Origin of the sequence: Ensifer sp. Root142 (assembly GCF_001426785.1) — a bacterium.
GTDB classification, from domain to species: domain Bacteria; phylum Pseudomonadota; class Alphaproteobacteria; order Rhizobiales; family Rhizobiaceae; genus Ensifer; species Ensifer canadensis.
In genome coordinates, this window is the sequence record NZ_LMFK01000018.1 from 1 (window position 1) to 14950 (window position 14950).

Genomic DNA, 14950 nt, shown 5'->3' on the forward strand with positions numbered 1-14950 from the left:
CCGCTCGAACGCCAGATCAGGCCCGACAAAGGAATGAGGATGATCAAAACCAGCCAGAATAGCGTGACGCCGAGCGCCAGACCAAACCCCGGAAGCACGCTCGGCTGACGAAACCGCCAGCGCCTGTTGTGGCCATGCTCTCTCAAATCCAACTCACCTCTCATGCCCAAGGCAAAAAACCCAAGCGGTCCTCAATGATCGACCCGGCCGTTTCCAACCAGGCGATCGCCATTCCGATCAAGCTCAAACAAACCCGACGCCTTAGCACCGCCGGTCGGGCAAAACCTATCTGGTCCGCCGCCAACCTTGCTGTTCTTTCGCCGGCTTGTCGAGTTGGCCGAACACAGCACCACTCCTCAAAACTTCGATTGCGCTTGCCGCCGAAGTCCTCGCGTCAAACTATCAATTTCGCAGGCACCAACAACGCAATTTTTGACTGCCGGGGGCCTCAAAACGAAACTGATTTCGCTGAGAAACGCGTCAAAGGAAACACTCTGCCTCAAGCATTGTTCCACAGCCGATACGGCAATTTCAGTGCACTGATTCAAAGCCGCAGAAAGTTATGCTATAGATTTTATGGATATTGGGTATTCCTTGCTTACCTCATGCCAGTTGCCTTCGCATAATCGCCCCATGAATTGTTTGATAGGAAGACGATCGGCGCACCGCCACTTGGCCCGTGTCGCAAGAGGCTGATACCATGGCAAAAACCTTGATCATCCCCGGTCTTTTCGGCTCGGGCGCGGGGCACTGGCAGCGTCACTGGCTGGACGACCAGCCGCGGGCGACGCTCGTCGAGCAAGATGACTGGGACCATCCGGTGCTCGAGCGGTGGCGTGACGCGCTGGAGCGCACCATTCTCCGTCACGGTGTCGTGGACGTTGTTGCCCACAGCCTGGGCTGCATCCTCGTTGCCAGTCTGGCGCGTCGACCGCTGGCACGGCAGATCAGAAGCGCGCTTCTGGTGGCGCCCTGCGATCTAGACGTGACGGGGCGGCTGCATCCCGGCTCGATCGCGTTCGGCGCCATGCCCGAGCATCCGTTGCCGTTTCCGAGCCTGATCGTCGGCAGCCTCAACGACCCCTATATGTCGTTCGACCGATTGCGGCACATCTCGACCCGCTGGGGCAGCCGGCTCGTCGATCTCGGTCATGCCGGGCACATCAATGTCGCGAGCGGTTTTGGCCGGTGGTCGCGCGGCTACGACCTGCTGACAGTCCTGAATGGCATCGCACGGCGCGAACAGCCCCCGGCGAGCGCTGCACAAATCGCTGAAAACCGGGAGGGTCGCGTCGTCGCTGGCCGATAGATACCGGCGCGGTTTCACCTTCTACGTGCGGCTCGAAACGCAGGGGCGACACAAAGGGCTTGATGTCCGCTGGAAATCGCGTTTTAATAGCGCATAAACTTTATAGAGTATGCCGTATAGGGATGACCATGTGCCGAGGTGCCAGGCCAGCCAGAACAACGGATACCTCCTCGCCGGCCCATGCGGCTGGCGGCACCATCCCCGACACTGCAGATTTGAGCCCCGTCAGCGGCCGATCTCGGTGCTGGGCGATACCCCAAGGTCCGATCCGTGTTCGGGATCGGAACAGCCATGCGTTTCAAACTTTGCCGACTGACCGCAGTCGGGCCACAAGGGAGCTCACATGACTGTCCACGGATTGTTTGCCAAGATTTCGCCCGACAGTGACAGCCCTCGGGAAAAGCCGCGCATTGCCATCATTGGCCGCGGCTTCTCGGGGATCATGATGGCGATCGCGCTGATGAAGTCGGTGCGAACAGCATTTCATGTTCATCTCTTTGACCCGCAACCGACCATCAGTGGCGGGCAGGTCATGGCCGCCGCCCAGAGCGGCGAAATCCTCAATAGCCGCGTGCGCGATCTGTCGGTGGCCGCCGGACAGCCGGAGGATTTCAACGATTGGCTCTGTGCCAACCAGGATTTTCGCTCCGCCGTCTCAGCCGCCATTCCAGGCTTCCAGCAGATCTTCGTACCGAAGAGCATCTTCAGCGACTACGTCTACCAGCGCTTTTCCGAAGCGTTGACGCGGCGGCCGGATATCTCCATGCAGCTCTCCTGCCAGGCGGTGCTGGGCCTGCGAAAGCTGCCATCCGGGCGCTTCCTGGTCCTGCAGGAAGAAGGCTCGATCGAATGCGACGTTGCGGTACTCGCCACCGGATTCGGTATCCGCGCGCTTGAAATGGAGGTTGCGGACGATGAACGTCCCCTGGTGAGAGCGCGGCGTCTGGTGGTACCGCGCCATGCGGTGCTGCTCGGCAGCGGGGTGCGTGTCGTCGATCGCCTGCTGCAAATGCGCGACAACGGCTATGCCGGCGAGATCACCATCATTTCGCGGCATGGGTTCCTGCCGCAATCGCACACGCGGCTTTCAGCAGCGCCGACTTTCCCGGTGGATCCGATGCCGACGAGGCTACGCGACATCGTCCGCTTCGTCAGGCAAGCCTGCGCCGAGGCGGAGGCCAACGGTCTGAGCTGGCAGGCCGCCATGAACGGGCTCCGGCGCCGCGCGCGTTCTCTGTGGCAAGCTCTGCCAGAACAGGAGAAGCGTCAGTTCAACCGTCATCTGCGCTCGATCTACGACAGCCATCGCAACCGCCTGCCGGCGCCAATGCACCTGCGACTGCAGCAGGAACTGGCCGACGGCCGCACCGTCGTGCGCAAGGGCTGGGCCGGGCGGCGGCGGCCGGACGGGCTCATGGTCCGCTGGGCAGGAGCGCCGCAGGAAGATCTGCTGGTGGCAGATCAGGTCATCGACTGTCGCTGCTCTGCGCCTGACCTCAAGGCCCCGGTCATTCAGAACCTCTTTGCCGGCGGTCTGGCGCAGCCGGACGAGCTCGGGCTCGGCCTCGCCGTCAGCCCGGCAGGCGAGGTGCTTTCAGACAGCCACCCAACGGCCAACCTCTATGCGATCGGCCCCCTGGGTCTCGGTAGCCTGCCCGATATCGATCTGGTGCCCGAGATCGTCACGCAAACCTATGCTGCCGCCCGATTGATCGCCACGCGCCGCCGGGTGACGCAGAAGTCTGCATAGGAAGAGCCGTGGTTGCCCGTCAGCGGTGGTGCGACCACGGCACCAGCCGCCACTCGATCCGTCGTGCAACGACTTCAAACAGGAAGGCGACGGCAGCGATCACCACGATGCCGGCTATGACGATGTCGGTGACCAGGAACTGGGCCGCCGATTGGATCATGAAGCCAAGGCCGCGTGTCGCCGCCACGAGCTCGGCGGCAACCAGGGTCGACCAACCGGCGCCGAGCGCAATGCGTGTGCCGGTGAGAATGGATGGCAGCGCGCCCGGCAGGATCACATGCAGCAGCAATTGCCGTCGCGATGCGCCGAAAGCGCGCGCGGCATTAATGTGGTCGGGCGATGCGGATTTCACGCCCGCAGCCGTCGAGAGAATGATCGGCGGCAGCATTGCGAGCGCAATCACGGCGATCTTCGATGCCTCGCCGATACCAAGCCAGATGATGACGAGGGGCAGATAGGCGAGCGGCGGCAGCGGACGCAGAAACTCGACGATCGGATCGAGAATGCCCTTGCCCCAACGGCTGGTGCCGATCGCAAGGCCCGCGGGCACGCCGAGGATGAGCGCGGCACCAAGCGCACCGAAGATACGTGAAAGGCTGGCGGCGATATGCTGGGCGAGTGTCGCGTCGACAAAGCCCGTCAGCGTCAGGCCGCTCAGCGCCCGAAGGACCGCGAGCGGCGATGGCAGGAACAGCGGCGGCACCAGGCCATAGGAGGAAACGAGGCTCCAAAGGCCGACCAGCGCAGCGACGGTTGCTGCTGAAATCCAAAGAACGGGCAGCGTGCGTGGCGGCTTGACCTCGATTTCGCCGCTTGGATCGGGGCGGGTGGACGTCGCTTCCAGGGAAAGGGTCATGCTGCCACACCTTCGTCTTCGGAATGAATGAGACCGGTCAAATCATCGTGCAACCGCTTGAATTCGGCAGCGGCGCGCAGCTCGTTTTGAGGTATTCCGGAGAGATAGTCCCGACCGAAGCTGACCGGAATGATCTTGGCGATCCGGCCCGGGTTCGCGGTCAAGACGACGATGCGCGTCGCTAGCATCAAGGCTTCATCGATGCTGTGTGTGATGAGCAGTGCACCGGCCCGGCTGGCCCGCCACATGTCCAGGAGAAAGCCTTGCATGCGCACACGCGTCAGCGCATCCAATGCGCCGAGCGGCTCGTCCATCAGTAGGAACCGTGGCTGCGAAGCCAGGGCTCTGGCAATGCCGACACGCTGGCGCATGCCGCCGGAAAGCTCCCAGACCTTGCGCTCTGCCGCATCCGGCAAACCGACGCGCTCCAGCAGCGACTGGGCTTCCTTCAATCGTTGGTCCTTGCCGACACCCCGCAGGCGCAAAGGGAATGCAACATTGTCGATCGCGCTCAGCCATGGGTAAAGCGCATCATCCTGAAAGACGACGGCGCGGCCGGAACCGGGGCCGGACAGCGACCGGCCATCAAGCGCGATCCGGCCGCTGCTTGGCGTCAAGAAGCCGGCCGCCAGATTGAGCAGGCTCGTCTTGCCCGAACCGGATCTGCCGATGACCACGACGAAATCGTCGCCGGCAATCTCCAGATTGATCCGATCCAGAACCAGCGGCGCTTGCGATCGCCCTTCGCCAGGCGCGTATCGTAAAGAGATATTCTCGAGCGCAAGCACGGACATTTTGTCGTCCCCATGATCCATGAAGTGGGCCGAAGGATGGGCTAGCGTTTCACGCCCTCAGTCGTGTCGCCAACCGTTCCCGCGGCAATCCCGCCTTGCTCAGAACGAGAGCTTGGCGGCTTCCTGCGCCCAGCGCGCCGAAACGTAAGGGCCATAATCGGTCAGAACTGCCGGGATCTTTTGCTGCTCGAGCAGGAAGGCCGACGTTTCTGCAATGGCCTTGGCCGTTGCGCCGCCGAGAAGATCGGATGTTGCCTGCTCCTCCAACGATGGGAAGTAATATCCCTTGAGCAGGGCGGGCACGTCCTCCGGCTTGGCGCCGGTCAGGCGGGCGATCTTTTCGGCCTGCTCCGATGTGGCATTCCATGTCTCCGGCTTGGCCCGGTAGTCGGCATAGGCATCACCGGTCACCTTGACGAACCCGGTGACGATATCCGGATGTTCTTCGGCGAATTTCTTGCTGACGATCCAGGCATCGAAGGTCGGGCCACCCCACTGGGCAACGTCGGCAGAGGTGGCCAAGACGGTCGATGTCTTCTTGATCTCGGACAGCACCGGATCCCAGACATAGGCGCCGTCGATGTCGCCACGCTGCCAGGCCGCCGCAATTTCCGGCGGGCGCAGGTTGAGGATCTCCACCGATTTAGGATCGATGTTCCAGTGCTTCAGCGCCGTCAGCAGGCTGTAGTGAGCCGTCGACACGAAGGGTGTTGCGATCTTCTTGCCGGCGAGTTCTTCGGGCTTGCTTACGCCCTTGACGGCCAGGGCTTCCGCGTCGCTGATCAGGCCGACGACGAAGATGGTTTCGAACGGCAGTTCCCGGCTTGCCGCAGCCGCCAGCGGCGACGAGCCGACATAGCCGATATCGATCGAGCCGGATGCAAGCGCCGCGATGACATCGGCGCCGCCGTCGAACTTCTGCCAGTTGATTTTCGCGCCGGTCACCTTCTCATAGGTGCCATCGGCCTGCGGCACGCGCGACGGCTCGACGATCGGCTGATAACCGATGGTCAGTGTGGTGTCCGCGGCCTGAGCCGCAAGCAGTCCCTGCGTCGCCAACACCAGCGCTGCGGTTGATACCAGAAGGGTACGTCTTGCTATTGTCATTGCCTGCTCCTCAACGGTTTGCCGATGGCCCGGTCGTGGAGCCTGTATTGATAATCTCAAAACCCATGGATTTTATAGAGATAAAAAATACCCCGTTTGTGCGACGGGGTATGAAGCCATTCCAAACTTCGGTCGATTGGGCATCATCTTTGCCCGCTCGAACGTGGTCCCCTCCAGTTACGGCAGGAAACTGCCGTAACGGCCGCTGTGGTAGAGGACGGGTTCGCCTGAGCCTGCCGCAATCGCCAGGACCCGTCCCAGGATGATGGCGTGGCTATGACGCTCGATGATCTCCTCGACTTCGCAATCGATCGCGGCAAGTGCCCCATTCAGGGCGGAAGCGCCGCTGACGAGGGTCCGCCAGTCTGCGCCGCCGTAGCGTGCCGCGCCTTTGAGACCACCAAAGCCCGCGAAGCGCTCGGCCACGTGCTGCTGCTGGCTTGCGAGAATGTTGACGCAGAAATGCTGGTAACGCTCGATCACCGGCCAGGTGGATGACGTCCGGTTGATGTTGACGATCATCGTCGGTGGATCGACCGAAAGCGCCGTTGCCGACGTTACCGTCGCGCCTGTGCGATCGTCGCCGATACCGGCGGTGATGACCGAGACGCCACCCGACAGGTTGCGCATGGCGGATTTCAGTTCCGATGGCGTGATGGGGTTAGGGTGATCGATCGCATGACTTGATGTCGTGAATGCACTGGAAGCGGCGAGAGCGATGTTCATGGCAAAATCCTCGAAAAATTTGACCTGCTTCCCGGTCGTGAAGCCGCGATCCGGGAAAAAATTTTTCCTCTACTCAAAAATGATCGCCGGATTTTTCATTGTCAATAAATTTTATAGAGTTTATCTTTTTTGGACTGCCGGCCCTGTCTGGCGCCTGCCGTCGATCGTGTCCGAGGAGAATTCGCATGAGCAACACGCCTGACAAAGTCAACGTTCTCTGGTTCCTGCCCACTCACGGCGACAGCCGCTATCTCGGCACATCACGGGGAGGGCGCAATGTCGACCTCAACTATCTGAAACAGGTCGCCCAGGCGGCCGATGCGCTGGGCTACTACGGTGTGTTGATCCCCACTGGCCGCAGTTGCGAGGACAGCTGGGTGGTGGCGTCAGCCCTGGCACCCTTGACCGAGAAGCTGCGCTTCCTGATTGCGGTGCGGCCTGGACTGCTTTCACCGATGCTGGCAGCCCGGATGACGGCAACGCTCGACCGGCTTTCCGAGGGACGGCTGCTGATCAACGTGGTGACGGGCGGCGACCCGACGGAAAACAAGGGCGATGGCATCCACCTGTCGCATGGCGAGCGCTACGAAGTCACCGAGGAGTTTCTCAACGTCTACAAATCAGTCCTTCGCGGCGAAGACGTTACTTTCAAGGGAAAACATTTCGATATCGAAGGCGGCAAGCTGCTGTTCCAGTCGGTGCAGACGCCGCATCCGCCGCTCTATTTCGGCGGTTCCTCGGGCAAGGGCCAGGAGGTGGCGGCCAGAACGATCGACAAATATCTGACCTGGGGTGAGCCACCGGAAGATGTCGCCAGAAAGATTGCCGAAGTGCGCGCACTGGCCGAGGCCGAGGGCCGGGAAGTTACATTTGGCATCCGGCTGCATGTGATCGTGCGCGAGACCGCAAAGGAAGCATGGCGGGCGACCGACGACCTGATACAATATGTCGATGACGAGACGATCGCCGCGGCACAAAAGGTGTTCGAGCGTATGGATTCGGTAGGTCAAAGTCGTATGAGCCGGTTGCATGGCGGCCGGCGCGACAAGCTCGAGGTGGCGCCCAACCTCTGGGCCGGCGTCGGGCTTGTGCGCGGCGGTGCGGGCACCGCCCTTGTCGGTGATCCGGATCAGGTCAAGGCGCGGATGGAAGAGTACCGCGAGATCGGCATCGATACGTTCATCATGTCTGGCTACCCGCACCTGGAGGAGGCCTATCGCTTCGGCGAGCTCGTGCTGCCAAACCTGCCGCTGGGTCACGCGGTTCCCGCGCGCGAAACATCGATCAATACCGGTCCGTTCGGCGAGACCATTGCCGGCGACCACAGGCCCAAGCTAAAGGTGTCGCAATCGTGAAGCGTCGACCCCGCCGACCGGTTGTCGCAATCATCGGCGGTGGCTTCACCGGGGCGGCGGTTGCCGCCAACCTAGCCAAGAACACGACCGGTCAGGCGGTCGATATCATCGTCTTCGAGCCTCGGGGGCGCCTGGGTGCCGGTCTTGCCTACGACACCTCCGATCCGGCGCATCGCATCAACGTACCGGCGGCGCGCATGAGCCTGATACCGGATGAGCCGGACGATTTTCTGCACTGGCTGGCCGCTGAAGGTGAGCCGCGCGACGACCAGGATGCGCTGACCGAAGACGGGAATCTCTACCCTCGGCGCGCGGTCTTCGGCCGCTATGTCGGCGACTTCATCGCACCTTTTCTTCGGAGCGGTCAGGTCCAGCACTGTCACGAACGGGTGGCCCAGATCGTCAGGACGGGCGAGCAATGGCGGATCGCGGCCGATGGAGGAACTGATATCCTGGCCGACATCGCCATCGTTGCCACGACCCACCCGGCACCGTGTGCACCCCGGCACATTGCCAAGGCGCTCGCCAGCCATCCACGTTTCGTCGCCGACTCGACATTGTCAGGCGCCCTATCCGTAATCCGCGGGGAGGATCGCGTCCTCCTGATCGGCAACGGACTGACTTCGGCCGATGTCATCGCCTCGCTCAGACGAAACGGCCACCGAGGGCCGATCACCGCCCTTTCCCGCCGGGGGCTTCGGTCGAGGGGACACGCGACAACGGCGCAGGAGCCATTTGGCGATTTCGTCACCGATCCTTCGCGAACCGCTCGTTCGCTGTTGCGTAGGATACGCCAGGCAGTTCAGGAGGCGCCGACGGCGGGTCATAGCTGGCACGCGGTTTTCGACGCGTTGCGCGCCCAGGGCGGCGAAATCTGGGGAGCCCTACCTATCCCGGAGCGAAAACGACTTGTTCGCCACCTGAGGCCCTATTGGGATGTGCATCGCTTCCGGGTCGCACCACAGATAGATGCGGTCATCGGCCAAGGGCTTGACCACGGCGATGTGAGGGTTCTTGGCGGATCGGTGAAAGAGATAGCCCGGGCCGGCGAGACCATCACCGCCGAGGTTAGACACCGTCATACCGGCAAGTGCGAGCAGATGACATTTGACGCCTGCGTCGTGACCACCGGCCCGGCGCACACGGCTATCCTCAGGAGCCAGGGTTGGCTGGCCGATATGGCCGATGCTGGCCATTTGCAACTGGATGGGGTGGGCCTCGGCCTTGCCTGCGATGAACAAAGCCGCGCAGCCGACCGCGACGGAAAAAGCGACGACGCGCTTTTCATCGCCGGCCCGCTTGCCCGCGGCACATTCGGCGAGTTGATGGGGCTGCCGCAGGTGAATGATCATGCGATCTTCGTCGCTCATCAGGTCGCGCAGCGTCTCGCAAGCCAGTCCCGGTCGAGGCCTGCGGTGCAAATCGCCTGACACAGAGCAGGCTTTCTACGTTTGCCGGGCAAGCAAGCCGGGGCCACATCTACCCTTCGTGCTGGCCCTCAAGACGCCGCGTCCAGTCCTCGACCTTGCGGGTCGCCAGCCGCTTGATCGCGTAGTCGCGCCAGTTCGTCGGCAAGATATCGAGGTTGGCAATCTCCTGAAGGGCGTCCCGGTTCATCGTGTCGACGTAGAGGTAATGCCAGAGTCGCCTGATGGTCCAAGTCGGGTATCGGCGCTCGACCAGAGCGAGGGCGTCTTCCGCGCAAACGCGCCCTTCCTCGATCACGCGGTAGTACCATCCGGTGCGACCGGATTGCTGGACACGGCGGGCCATGTCGCTTTGACTGAAGCGCTTGTTCAGTTTCCAGCACGGCTGCCGGCCCTGGCTGACTTCGAGCAGGGCACGGCCCAGGCGAAACCGATCTCCGACGGCCACATCATCTTCCGTCAGTCCGGATGTCGACAGGTTTTCGCCGAACGCTCCAGGGTGATCGAGAACCGCTGCCGGGCCGATCTCCGACCGCCAGAGCCGGTAATGATCGCCGGGGTAGTGGTGCACAGCCTTCTCGATGCCGCCGTGTCGTTTAAGGTCGCCCTGGTGATCGCCAACGAAGCCGGTCGGCGACAGGTGCAACGCCCCGGCGACCGGCTTCTTGTCGATACCGCTTTGCGTCCCGCGTTCATCGATGGCGGTCAGTGAACCCACCAGCAATGCATTGAGGGCAATCGGCTTTATTTGCTCAGGCCGCATGCAACTGCTCCAACCATGCCGTCATCATCGAGTCGGCGGCCGTCGCTAGTGTGGCCCCGTATTGCGTCGCATCGTCGCGAAGTTTTCCGATGTCGATCTTTGCCGCCACCAGCTCGCAGGCGTGACCGACCAGCCACCGCTCAAACGCCACTCCCGCATCCGCCTCGGGGTGAAACTGAAGCCCGAGAATATTGTTGCCGATGGAAAACGCCTGCTGCACGGTCTTTGGGGTCGACGCCAGCAAAGTGGCGCCGGCGGGAAGATCGTAGGTATCGCCGTGCCAATGCAGCATCGGCACGCCATCCAGATGACGAAGCGGAGAAGCACGGCCGGCCTCGCTAAGGCTGATCGGGTCGAAACCGATCTCCTTGATCCCCAATGGAAAGACCCGCGCGCCGCTTGCGCGCGCAATCAGTTGCGCGCCAAGGCAGATGCCGAGGGTCGGCCGACCGGTCTTCAGTCGTGCTGCCAGCACCTCGACCTCCCGCTGCAGAAACGGGTAGGTCCGGTCCTCGTAGGCGCCGATCGGTCCGCCGAGTACAACGACAAGGTCGGGGGCGTCCGGCGCGAAATCCAGAAAATCGGCGGTTCCGACATCGCGGTATTCTATCCCGTAGTCAGCGCGAAGGGGAGCGGCAAAGGTGCCGAGATCCTCGAAATGAACATGCCTGATCACCAGGGCCGATTTCAGTGTCATCGCTTTCCTGTCTCTATTCGACGTGAAATCTCATCGGGAATTGCGCAGCCGTCAGTCGTGCAGCCGGCGATGTCCACCGGCACAGTCGTTGCCGGCAGCGGTTCTGCAAGTGCTGTCGCCAGCCAAGCTCCGACGAGCAGATCGTCCTCGATCCCGAATCGATGGTGGCGGACCTTGCCGTCGCGGCCAATGATGATGGTCGTGGGCGTGCCACGCATGCCGTAGCCCTGCATCGTGCGCGGTATCGGCGTATCGGGTGATGCCGCGTCGACGCCGATCGGAAAGCTTAGACGGTATTCGTGGATGAACGCCTTGAGGGCCTCCGGACCCATCGCCGTATGATGTTCGAAAACCGTGTGCAGGCCGATCACTTGGAGATCGGTGTCGCGAAACAGCCGCTGCACGCGCTGGGTCTGCGGCAATCCGTACGATACGCAGGCGGGGCAAAGCATCTGAAAGGCGTGGATGAAGACGACGCGTCCGCGCAGCATGCCGAGGCTCAGCGGCGTTGCGGTGTTGAACCAGTTGCTCACGTCCAGTTCCGGCGCCTGATTTGAGAGATCAGCGATCATGAGGCCATTCCTTTTGGGAGGGGCCGGGCAGGCAGGACCTGCCCGGCGGGATGTCAGGCCGCTTCGCGCACGAGCTTGACGCCGGGGAAATCGACCGGCACGGCGAGGGCCACGTTGATGTAGTTGGTGAAGAGATTGAGCGCCACGTGCGCGATGATCTCGACAATGTCCTGATCGTCGAAGCCGGCATTGCGCAACGCCTTGACGTCAGCATCCGAGACCTGACCGCGTTCGTCGACCAGGATGCGGACGAATGAAAGCACCGCCGCGGTCTTCGGATCAGCGGAGTGGCCGCGTTGGGCGTCAGCCATGTCCTACGCTGTCGCGCCGGCCTTGCGGCCGAGAGCCGTATGCGCCGCCAGGCAATAGTGGCAATCATTGCGGTCAGCGACGGCGACGGCAATCTGCTCGCCGAGTTTGGCGCCGAGCCGGCCATTGCCAAGCGCGCCGAACGAACCCCACATGCTGGCAAGTGCCGCCGGGGAATTGGCCACCGCCTTGAACATGTTCGGTGTCGCGCCGAAGGCCGCGTGGATGCTGCCCAGCAGTTCTGCACTGGCACCGGTTGCCGTCTTGGGGTCAACTAGATTAATTCTGCTCATGGTTTTCTCTTTCTATTTGCGTGGAGGGAGAAAATGCCGGTCCGCCGATGGCAGTCGACGGGCCGGCGCCGACATCATCGGGGCCGAAAGCGCGCTTGAATGCGGTGAAATCCTTTGGTCCCGAGGGTGAAGCGGTTTGTCCTGGTGCCGACGTCAGCACGCTGGGGCGTGGCAGCGCCGGTCCATTGGTCGAAACAAATGATGGGTCGGTGGTGTACTTCATTGCATCTGCCCCACCTCAGGCCGCGCCACGGTTGAATATCTTCCAGGCGGCGGCCTGGCTTGAGGCGTCTGCCGTTTCGTATTCGCCGCAATCGATGCGCAAATCCGCTTGGCCAAACGGTGCGTTGACGAAGGCGCAATGGTGCGGCTCTTTCGAACCCGGATAGGCATTGGGCTGGAAGTATCGGCAGTTCACACACATGCGTTGTTCCGGGATGGCGCCGGACGCCTGCAGCGTGCGGATGATCTTGACCAGATGAAGCAGCAGATCTTCCTGTTCGAGCGTCGATAGCGACGCAAAGGCAGCGTCTGTCGCCGAGGCAATCATGCCGGCGCGGCGCACGGCGGCCTCGCCTTCGGCCGTCGCGGCCACCGCTACGGCCCGCGCATCCGAAGGGTCCGCCAGCTTCTCGACAAAACCCTTGCGCGTCAGTGCATTGATCGAATCCGTCGCAGTCGGTTGGCTGACGCCGAGATGGGCTGCGATCTGTTTGACGCGCATGCCAGCTTTGCCACGGCCCACCAGAAAGATCAGGATCTGCAGTTGTGTCGGGTTCAACCCGATCACGTCGGCGGCCGTCCATGCTTCGGTCCGCATCGCCGTCGCTATCCGTGCGAACCCGTCGCCTATGCGGTCGATAATTGCAGGCGGTGTCGTCGTGTTCTTTGCCATTCCTGATATATATAGGAGTCCTATTTAGTGTCAATTCACCGTCGCCGGGAATCCGCATCCAATTTGACGCGCATCAAATTAGGTGCACGGCCTTCGGACTAATACTGCGGCGAACAACCCAAGCACGGGCTGCTCGGTCAAACGGAGAAGACGATGTTGAAAGCAATCAAGAGCGGATTGGGCCTCGCAATGGCGGTCATGCTTATCGCTGCGCCCGCAACCGCCGCGGATTTCGAAGTGCACATGCTCAACAAGGGCAAGGAAGGCGCGATGGTGTTTGAACCTGCGTCGCTGAAGGTTGCGGCCGGCGACACGGTGACGTTCATCCCGACCGACAAGGGCCACAACGTCGAAACGATCAAGGGCATGATCCCGGATGGCGCAGAGGCATTCAAGAGCAAAATCAACGAAAACTACAAGGTGACCTTCACTGCACCCGGCATCTACGGCGTGAAATGCACGCCGCACTACGGCATGGGCATGGTCGGCGTGGTTCAGGTCGGCGACAGCCCGGCCAACCTCGCAGCGGCGAAGGGCGCCAAGAACCCGAAGAAGGCGCAGGAACGGCTGGACGCCGCATTCACAGCACTCGGCAACTAAAGCAAAGCCACACTGAAACGAGCGGGCGGGGACGGGCCGCTCGACGGCGCCGCCCACCGGGCGGAAGGCGGCGCCATCATGCGGAACCAATGCGAAGCACTCGCGTTGGTTCCGCATGGAGCAAATCGTAGCAGACATGTTTCCGCCGTCGCAGATTCCCTATCCGGTCATCTTCGCGCGCATTCTCGGGGCCCTGCTGATGGGCTCGATCATTGGCTTCGAGCGTGAAGCCAAAGCCCGCCCGGCCGGTCTCAAGACGCACATGCTCGTCTGCCTCGCCGCCTGCACCTTTGCAGTCATCTCGCTTGAAAGCGTCTATATGAAGGGCTTCATAGACGAGCGGGTCCGGATCGATCCCTTGCGCGTCGTTGAAGCGGTCACCGCGGGCGTCGCCTTTCTTGCGGCGGGCACCATCGTACTGTCGCGCGGACAGGTCCAGGGCCTGACGACCGGCGGTAGTCTGTGGTTGGCGGGCGCCATTGGCCTCGCTCTCGGCTTCGGCCACTGGATCATCGCTGCCTTTGCGACAGGATCCGCCTTTCTTGTTCTTTCCGTCGTCGGCAGGCTCGAAGCGGTAGTTGAGGAGGAAGAGCAACCCGGCCCTCAACCTCAGGCATCCAAGCCTCGCGACGAGAAGGTGAGCCGCATCCGCAAGACCACCCGATAGATTTCGCATCCTGCGCCGCTTGGGACGGCACCATTTTTCACTCACCGGCTCTGCAGCGTTTCTTTCGATCCATGGCTTTCTTGGCCGGCAGATCAGGCCGGGCGCAATGGTCATTTGCATCTTGCAAAAAGCCTCCATATGTGAACAGTATCTTTACATAAGAAAATTCATGGAGGAGATAATGCCCAACCAGCACAGCCGCGCCCATATGATAAGCGCGACCACTCGCTGCCAGCTGCCAATGCGGATACGAGCCAGCGCAGGGTTTTCTCATGAATGAATTCTCGCCAACCGTTGGCGTGTCTACGACACGCCCCACCGACATGCCGGAGGATCACGCTGCCCTTCCGGTGTGGAATGCCGAAAACTGGTTTTACGAGAATTGGCCGGTCGGCCAGCGCATCCGCTCGTTGCGCCGGACGATCTCCGAGAGCGACAGCCACCTGTTCAACACGCTGGTCGTCGACATCCACCCTTATGTCCAGGATCAGATGTTCGCGGAACGGGAAGGCATCTTCGGCCGCCGACTGGTGGCTGGCGCCTTCGTTTTTTCGGCCGGCCTCGGCCTCGTCGCCACCAACTGCGTCAACGCTTTTTCCTACGGCTATGACAAGCTGCGCTTCATCAAGCCGGTCTTTCTGGGCGACACGATCTACACGATCCGCACCAACATGGACAAAACACCGCGCTACAAGGAGCTGGGCCTGATCCGAGCCAGTTATCAGGTCTTCAAGAACGAGGGTGAGCTGGTGCTCTACTGCGAGCATCTGCAGACGGTGAAGTACAACAATCCGGCTGACTTCGTCGGCAAGACAGAGAAATAAGAACAG

General features: G+C 61.8%; 18 protein-coding genes and 1 pseudogene. 8 read left to right on the top strand and 11 right to left on the bottom strand.

Translation table 11 applies throughout. The features are described from left to right. Nucleotides 1-194: 194 nt before the first annotated feature. The 3 genes from ASD52_RS38580 (at nt 195) to ASD52_RS19155 (ending at nt 3059) form a co-directional block, all read left to right on the top strand. Nucleotides 195-626: a hypothetical protein gene (locus tag ASD52_RS38580; RefSeq protein WP_156612999.1), complete on the top strand. Its 432-nt coding sequence runs from the start codon at nt 195-197 to the stop codon at nt 624-626. A 74-nt stretch (nt 627-700) separates the two neighbouring features. Continuing rightward, nucleotides 701-1309 carry an alpha/beta hydrolase gene (locus tag ASD52_RS19150; protein ID WP_057208068.1) on the top strand — a complete coding sequence of 203 codons (609 nt, stop codon included), beginning with the start codon at nt 701-703 and terminating at the stop codon, nt 1307-1309. A gap of 343 nt (nt 1310-1652) precedes the next feature. Beyond that, on the top strand, nt 1653-3059 hold the full coding sequence (locus ASD52_RS19155) for an FAD/NAD(P)-binding protein (protein WP_057225221.1): 1407 nt from the start codon (nt 1653-1655) through the stop codon (nt 3057-3059). Nucleotides 3060-3078: 19 nt separating this feature from the next. On the opposite strand, the gene ASD52_RS19160 is transcribed toward ASD52_RS19155, so the two are convergent. From ASD52_RS19160 to ASD52_RS19175, 4 genes are all read right to left on the bottom strand, one after another. After that, a complete protein-coding gene (locus ASD52_RS19160; RefSeq protein WP_057225223.1) occupies nt 3079-3915 on the bottom strand; it encodes an ABC transporter permease subunit in 837 nt (278 codons plus the stop codon). Continuing rightward, entirely contained in the window at nt 3912-4709 is a 798-nt protein-coding gene (locus tag ASD52_RS19165; protein WP_057208107.1) for an ATP-binding cassette domain-containing protein, read from the bottom strand. Before ASD52_RS19165 ends, ASD52_RS19160 begins: the two co-directional genes overlap by 4 nt. Before the next feature lie 99 nt (nt 4710-4808). Beyond that, on the bottom strand, nt 4809-5816 hold the full coding sequence (gene tauA / locus ASD52_RS19170) for a taurine ABC transporter substrate-binding protein (RefSeq protein ID WP_057208062.1): 1008 nt from the start codon (nt 5814-5816) through the stop codon (nt 4809-4811). A 177-nt stretch (nt 5817-5993) separates the two neighbouring features. Next, complete coding sequence (locus ASD52_RS19175) at nt 5994-6542, bottom strand: flavin reductase family protein (protein ID WP_057225225.1); 549 nt, start codon at nt 6540-6542, stop codon at nt 5994-5996. A 185-nt stretch (nt 6543-6727) separates the two neighbouring features. Here ASD52_RS19175 and ssuD point away from each other — a divergent pair, with 185 nt between their 5' ends. Next, the gene (gene ssuD / locus ASD52_RS19185; RefSeq protein ID WP_057225227.1) at nt 6728-7897 is read left to right on the top strand and encodes an FMNH2-dependent alkanesulfonate monooxygenase; all 1170 of its coding nucleotides are present in this window, start codon (nt 6728-6730) and stop codon (nt 7895-7897) included. Continuing rightward, a complete protein-coding gene (locus ASD52_RS19190; protein WP_244494254.1) occupies nt 7894-9327 on the top strand; it encodes an FAD/NAD(P)-binding protein in 1434 nt (477 codons plus the stop codon). The genes ssuD and ASD52_RS19190 overlap by 4 nt, the downstream gene beginning before the upstream one ends. Nucleotides 9328-9376: 49 nt before the next feature. On the opposite strand, the gene ASD52_RS19195 is transcribed toward ASD52_RS19190, so the two are convergent. The 7 genes and pseudogenes from ASD52_RS19195 to ASD52_RS19215 all read right to left on the bottom strand — a co-directional run bounded on the left by ASD52_RS19195 (nt 9377) and on the right by ASD52_RS19215 (nt 12778). Continuing rightward, a complete protein-coding gene (locus ASD52_RS19195; protein WP_057225229.1) occupies nt 9377-10087 on the bottom strand; it encodes an MOSC domain-containing protein in 711 nt (236 codons plus the stop codon). Then, nucleotides 10077-10784, bottom strand: a complete 708-nt coding sequence (locus ASD52_RS19200; protein ID WP_198956849.1) for a glutamine amidotransferase — start codon at nt 10782-10784, stop codon at nt 10077-10079. Before ASD52_RS19200 ends, ASD52_RS19195 begins: the two co-directional genes overlap by 11 nt. Nucleotides 10785-10882: 98 nt before the next feature. Continuing rightward, nucleotides 10883-11356, bottom strand: a pseudogene (locus ASD52_RS19205) (redoxin domain-containing protein); the annotation flags it as partial. A gap of 53 nt (nt 11357-11409) precedes the next feature. After that, a complete protein-coding gene (locus ASD52_RS40145; RefSeq protein ID WP_244497487.1) occupies nt 11410-11667 on the bottom strand; it encodes a hypothetical protein in 258 nt (85 codons plus the stop codon). A gap of 3 nt (nt 11668-11670) precedes the next feature. Further along, nucleotides 11671-11958 (bottom strand): carboxymuconolactone decarboxylase family protein, encoded by a 288-nt coding sequence (locus tag ASD52_RS40150; protein ID WP_244497488.1) that lies wholly within the window; start codon nt 11956-11958, stop codon nt 11671-11673. Further along, the gene (locus ASD52_RS38585) at nt 11945-12181 is read right to left on the bottom strand and encodes a hypothetical protein (RefSeq protein ID WP_156407982.1); all 237 of its coding nucleotides are present in this window, start codon (nt 12179-12181) and stop codon (nt 11945-11947) included. The genes ASD52_RS40150 and ASD52_RS38585 overlap by 14 nt, the downstream gene beginning before the upstream one ends. Nucleotides 12182-12196: 15 nt before the next feature. After that, nucleotides 12197-12778 (bottom strand): MarR family winged helix-turn-helix transcriptional regulator, encoded by a 582-nt coding sequence (locus tag ASD52_RS19215; RefSeq protein ID WP_234907940.1) that lies wholly within the window; start codon nt 12776-12778, stop codon nt 12197-12199. A gap of 264 nt (nt 12779-13042) precedes the next feature. On the opposite strand from ASD52_RS19215, the gene ASD52_RS19220 reads away from it, so the two are divergent. The 3 genes from ASD52_RS19220 to ASD52_RS19230 all read left to right on the top strand — a co-directional run bounded on the left by ASD52_RS19220 (nt 13043) and on the right by ASD52_RS19230 (nt 14944). Beyond that, entirely contained in the window at nt 13043-13453 is a 411-nt protein-coding gene (locus tag ASD52_RS19220; protein ID WP_107027273.1) for a pseudoazurin, read from the top strand. Between the two features lie 115 nt (nt 13454-13568). Continuing rightward, nucleotides 13569-14120: an MgtC/SapB family protein gene (locus tag ASD52_RS19225; RefSeq protein ID WP_025428731.1), complete on the top strand. Its 552-nt coding sequence runs from the start codon at nt 13569-13571 to the stop codon at nt 14118-14120. 272 nt (nt 14121-14392) lie between these two features. After that, nucleotides 14393-14944, top strand: coding sequence for a MaoC family dehydratase (locus ASD52_RS19230; protein ID WP_057225230.1), 552 nt, complete (start codon nt 14393-14395; stop codon nt 14942-14944). Nucleotides 14945-14950 lie beyond the last annotated feature (6 nt).

Bases quoted from the DNA above. Each gene is read 5' to 3' on its own strand.
- ASD52_RS38580 (WP_156612999.1), top strand. From the start codon at position 195: ATGATCGACCCGGCCGTTTCCAACCAGGCGATCGCCATTCCGATCAAG.
- ASD52_RS19150 (WP_057208068.1), top strand. From the start codon at position 701: ATGGCAAAAACCTTGATCATCCCCGGTCTTTTCGGCTCGGGCGCGGGG.
- ASD52_RS19155 (WP_057225221.1), top strand. From the start codon at position 1,653: ATGACTGTCCACGGATTGTTTGCCAAGATTTCGCCCGACAGTGACAGC.
- ASD52_RS19160 (WP_057225223.1), bottom strand. From the start codon at position 3,915: ATGACCCTTTCCCTGGAAGCGACGTCCACCCGCCCCGATCCAAGCGGC.
- ASD52_RS19165 (WP_057208107.1), bottom strand. From the start codon at position 4,709: ATGTCCGTGCTTGCGCTCGAGAATATCTCTTTACGATACGCGCCTGGC.
- tauA (WP_057208062.1), bottom strand. From the start codon at position 5,816: ATGACAATAGCAAGACGTACCCTTCTGGTATCAACCGCAGCGCTGGTG.
- ASD52_RS19175 (WP_057225225.1), bottom strand. From the start codon at position 6,542: ATGAACATCGCTCTCGCCGCTTCCAGTGCATTCACGACATCAAGTCAT.
- ssuD (WP_057225227.1), top strand. From the start codon at position 6,728: ATGAGCAACACGCCTGACAAAGTCAACGTTCTCTGGTTCCTGCCCACT.
- ASD52_RS19195 (WP_057225229.1), bottom strand. From the start codon at position 10,087: ATGCGGCCTGAGCAAATAAAGCCGATTGCCCTCAATGCATTGCTGGTG.
- ASD52_RS19200 (WP_198956849.1), bottom strand. From the start codon at position 10,784: ATGACACTGAAATCGGCCCTGGTGATCAGGCATGTTCATTTCGAGGAT.
- ASD52_RS40145 (WP_244497487.1), bottom strand. From the start codon at position 11,667: ATGGCTGACGCCCAACGCGGCCACTCCGCTGATCCGAAGACCGCGGCG.
- ASD52_RS40150 (WP_244497488.1), bottom strand. From the start codon at position 11,958: ATGAGCAGAATTAATCTAGTTGACCCCAAGACGGCAACCGGTGCCAGT.
- ASD52_RS38585 (WP_156407982.1), bottom strand. From the start codon at position 12,181: ATGAAGTACACCACCGACCCATCATTTGTTTCGACCAATGGACCGGCG.
- ASD52_RS19215 (WP_234907940.1), bottom strand. From the start codon at position 12,778: ATGCGGACCGAAGCATGGACGGCCGCCGACGTGATCGGGTTGAACCCG.
- ASD52_RS19220 (WP_107027273.1), top strand. From the start codon at position 13,043: ATGGCGGTCATGCTTATCGCTGCGCCCGCAACCGCCGCGGATTTCGAA.
- ASD52_RS19225 (WP_025428731.1), top strand. From the start codon at position 13,569: ATGGAGCAAATCGTAGCAGACATGTTTCCGCCGTCGCAGATTCCCTAT.
- ASD52_RS19230 (WP_057225230.1), top strand. From the start codon at position 14,393: ATGAATGAATTCTCGCCAACCGTTGGCGTGTCTACGACACGCCCCACC.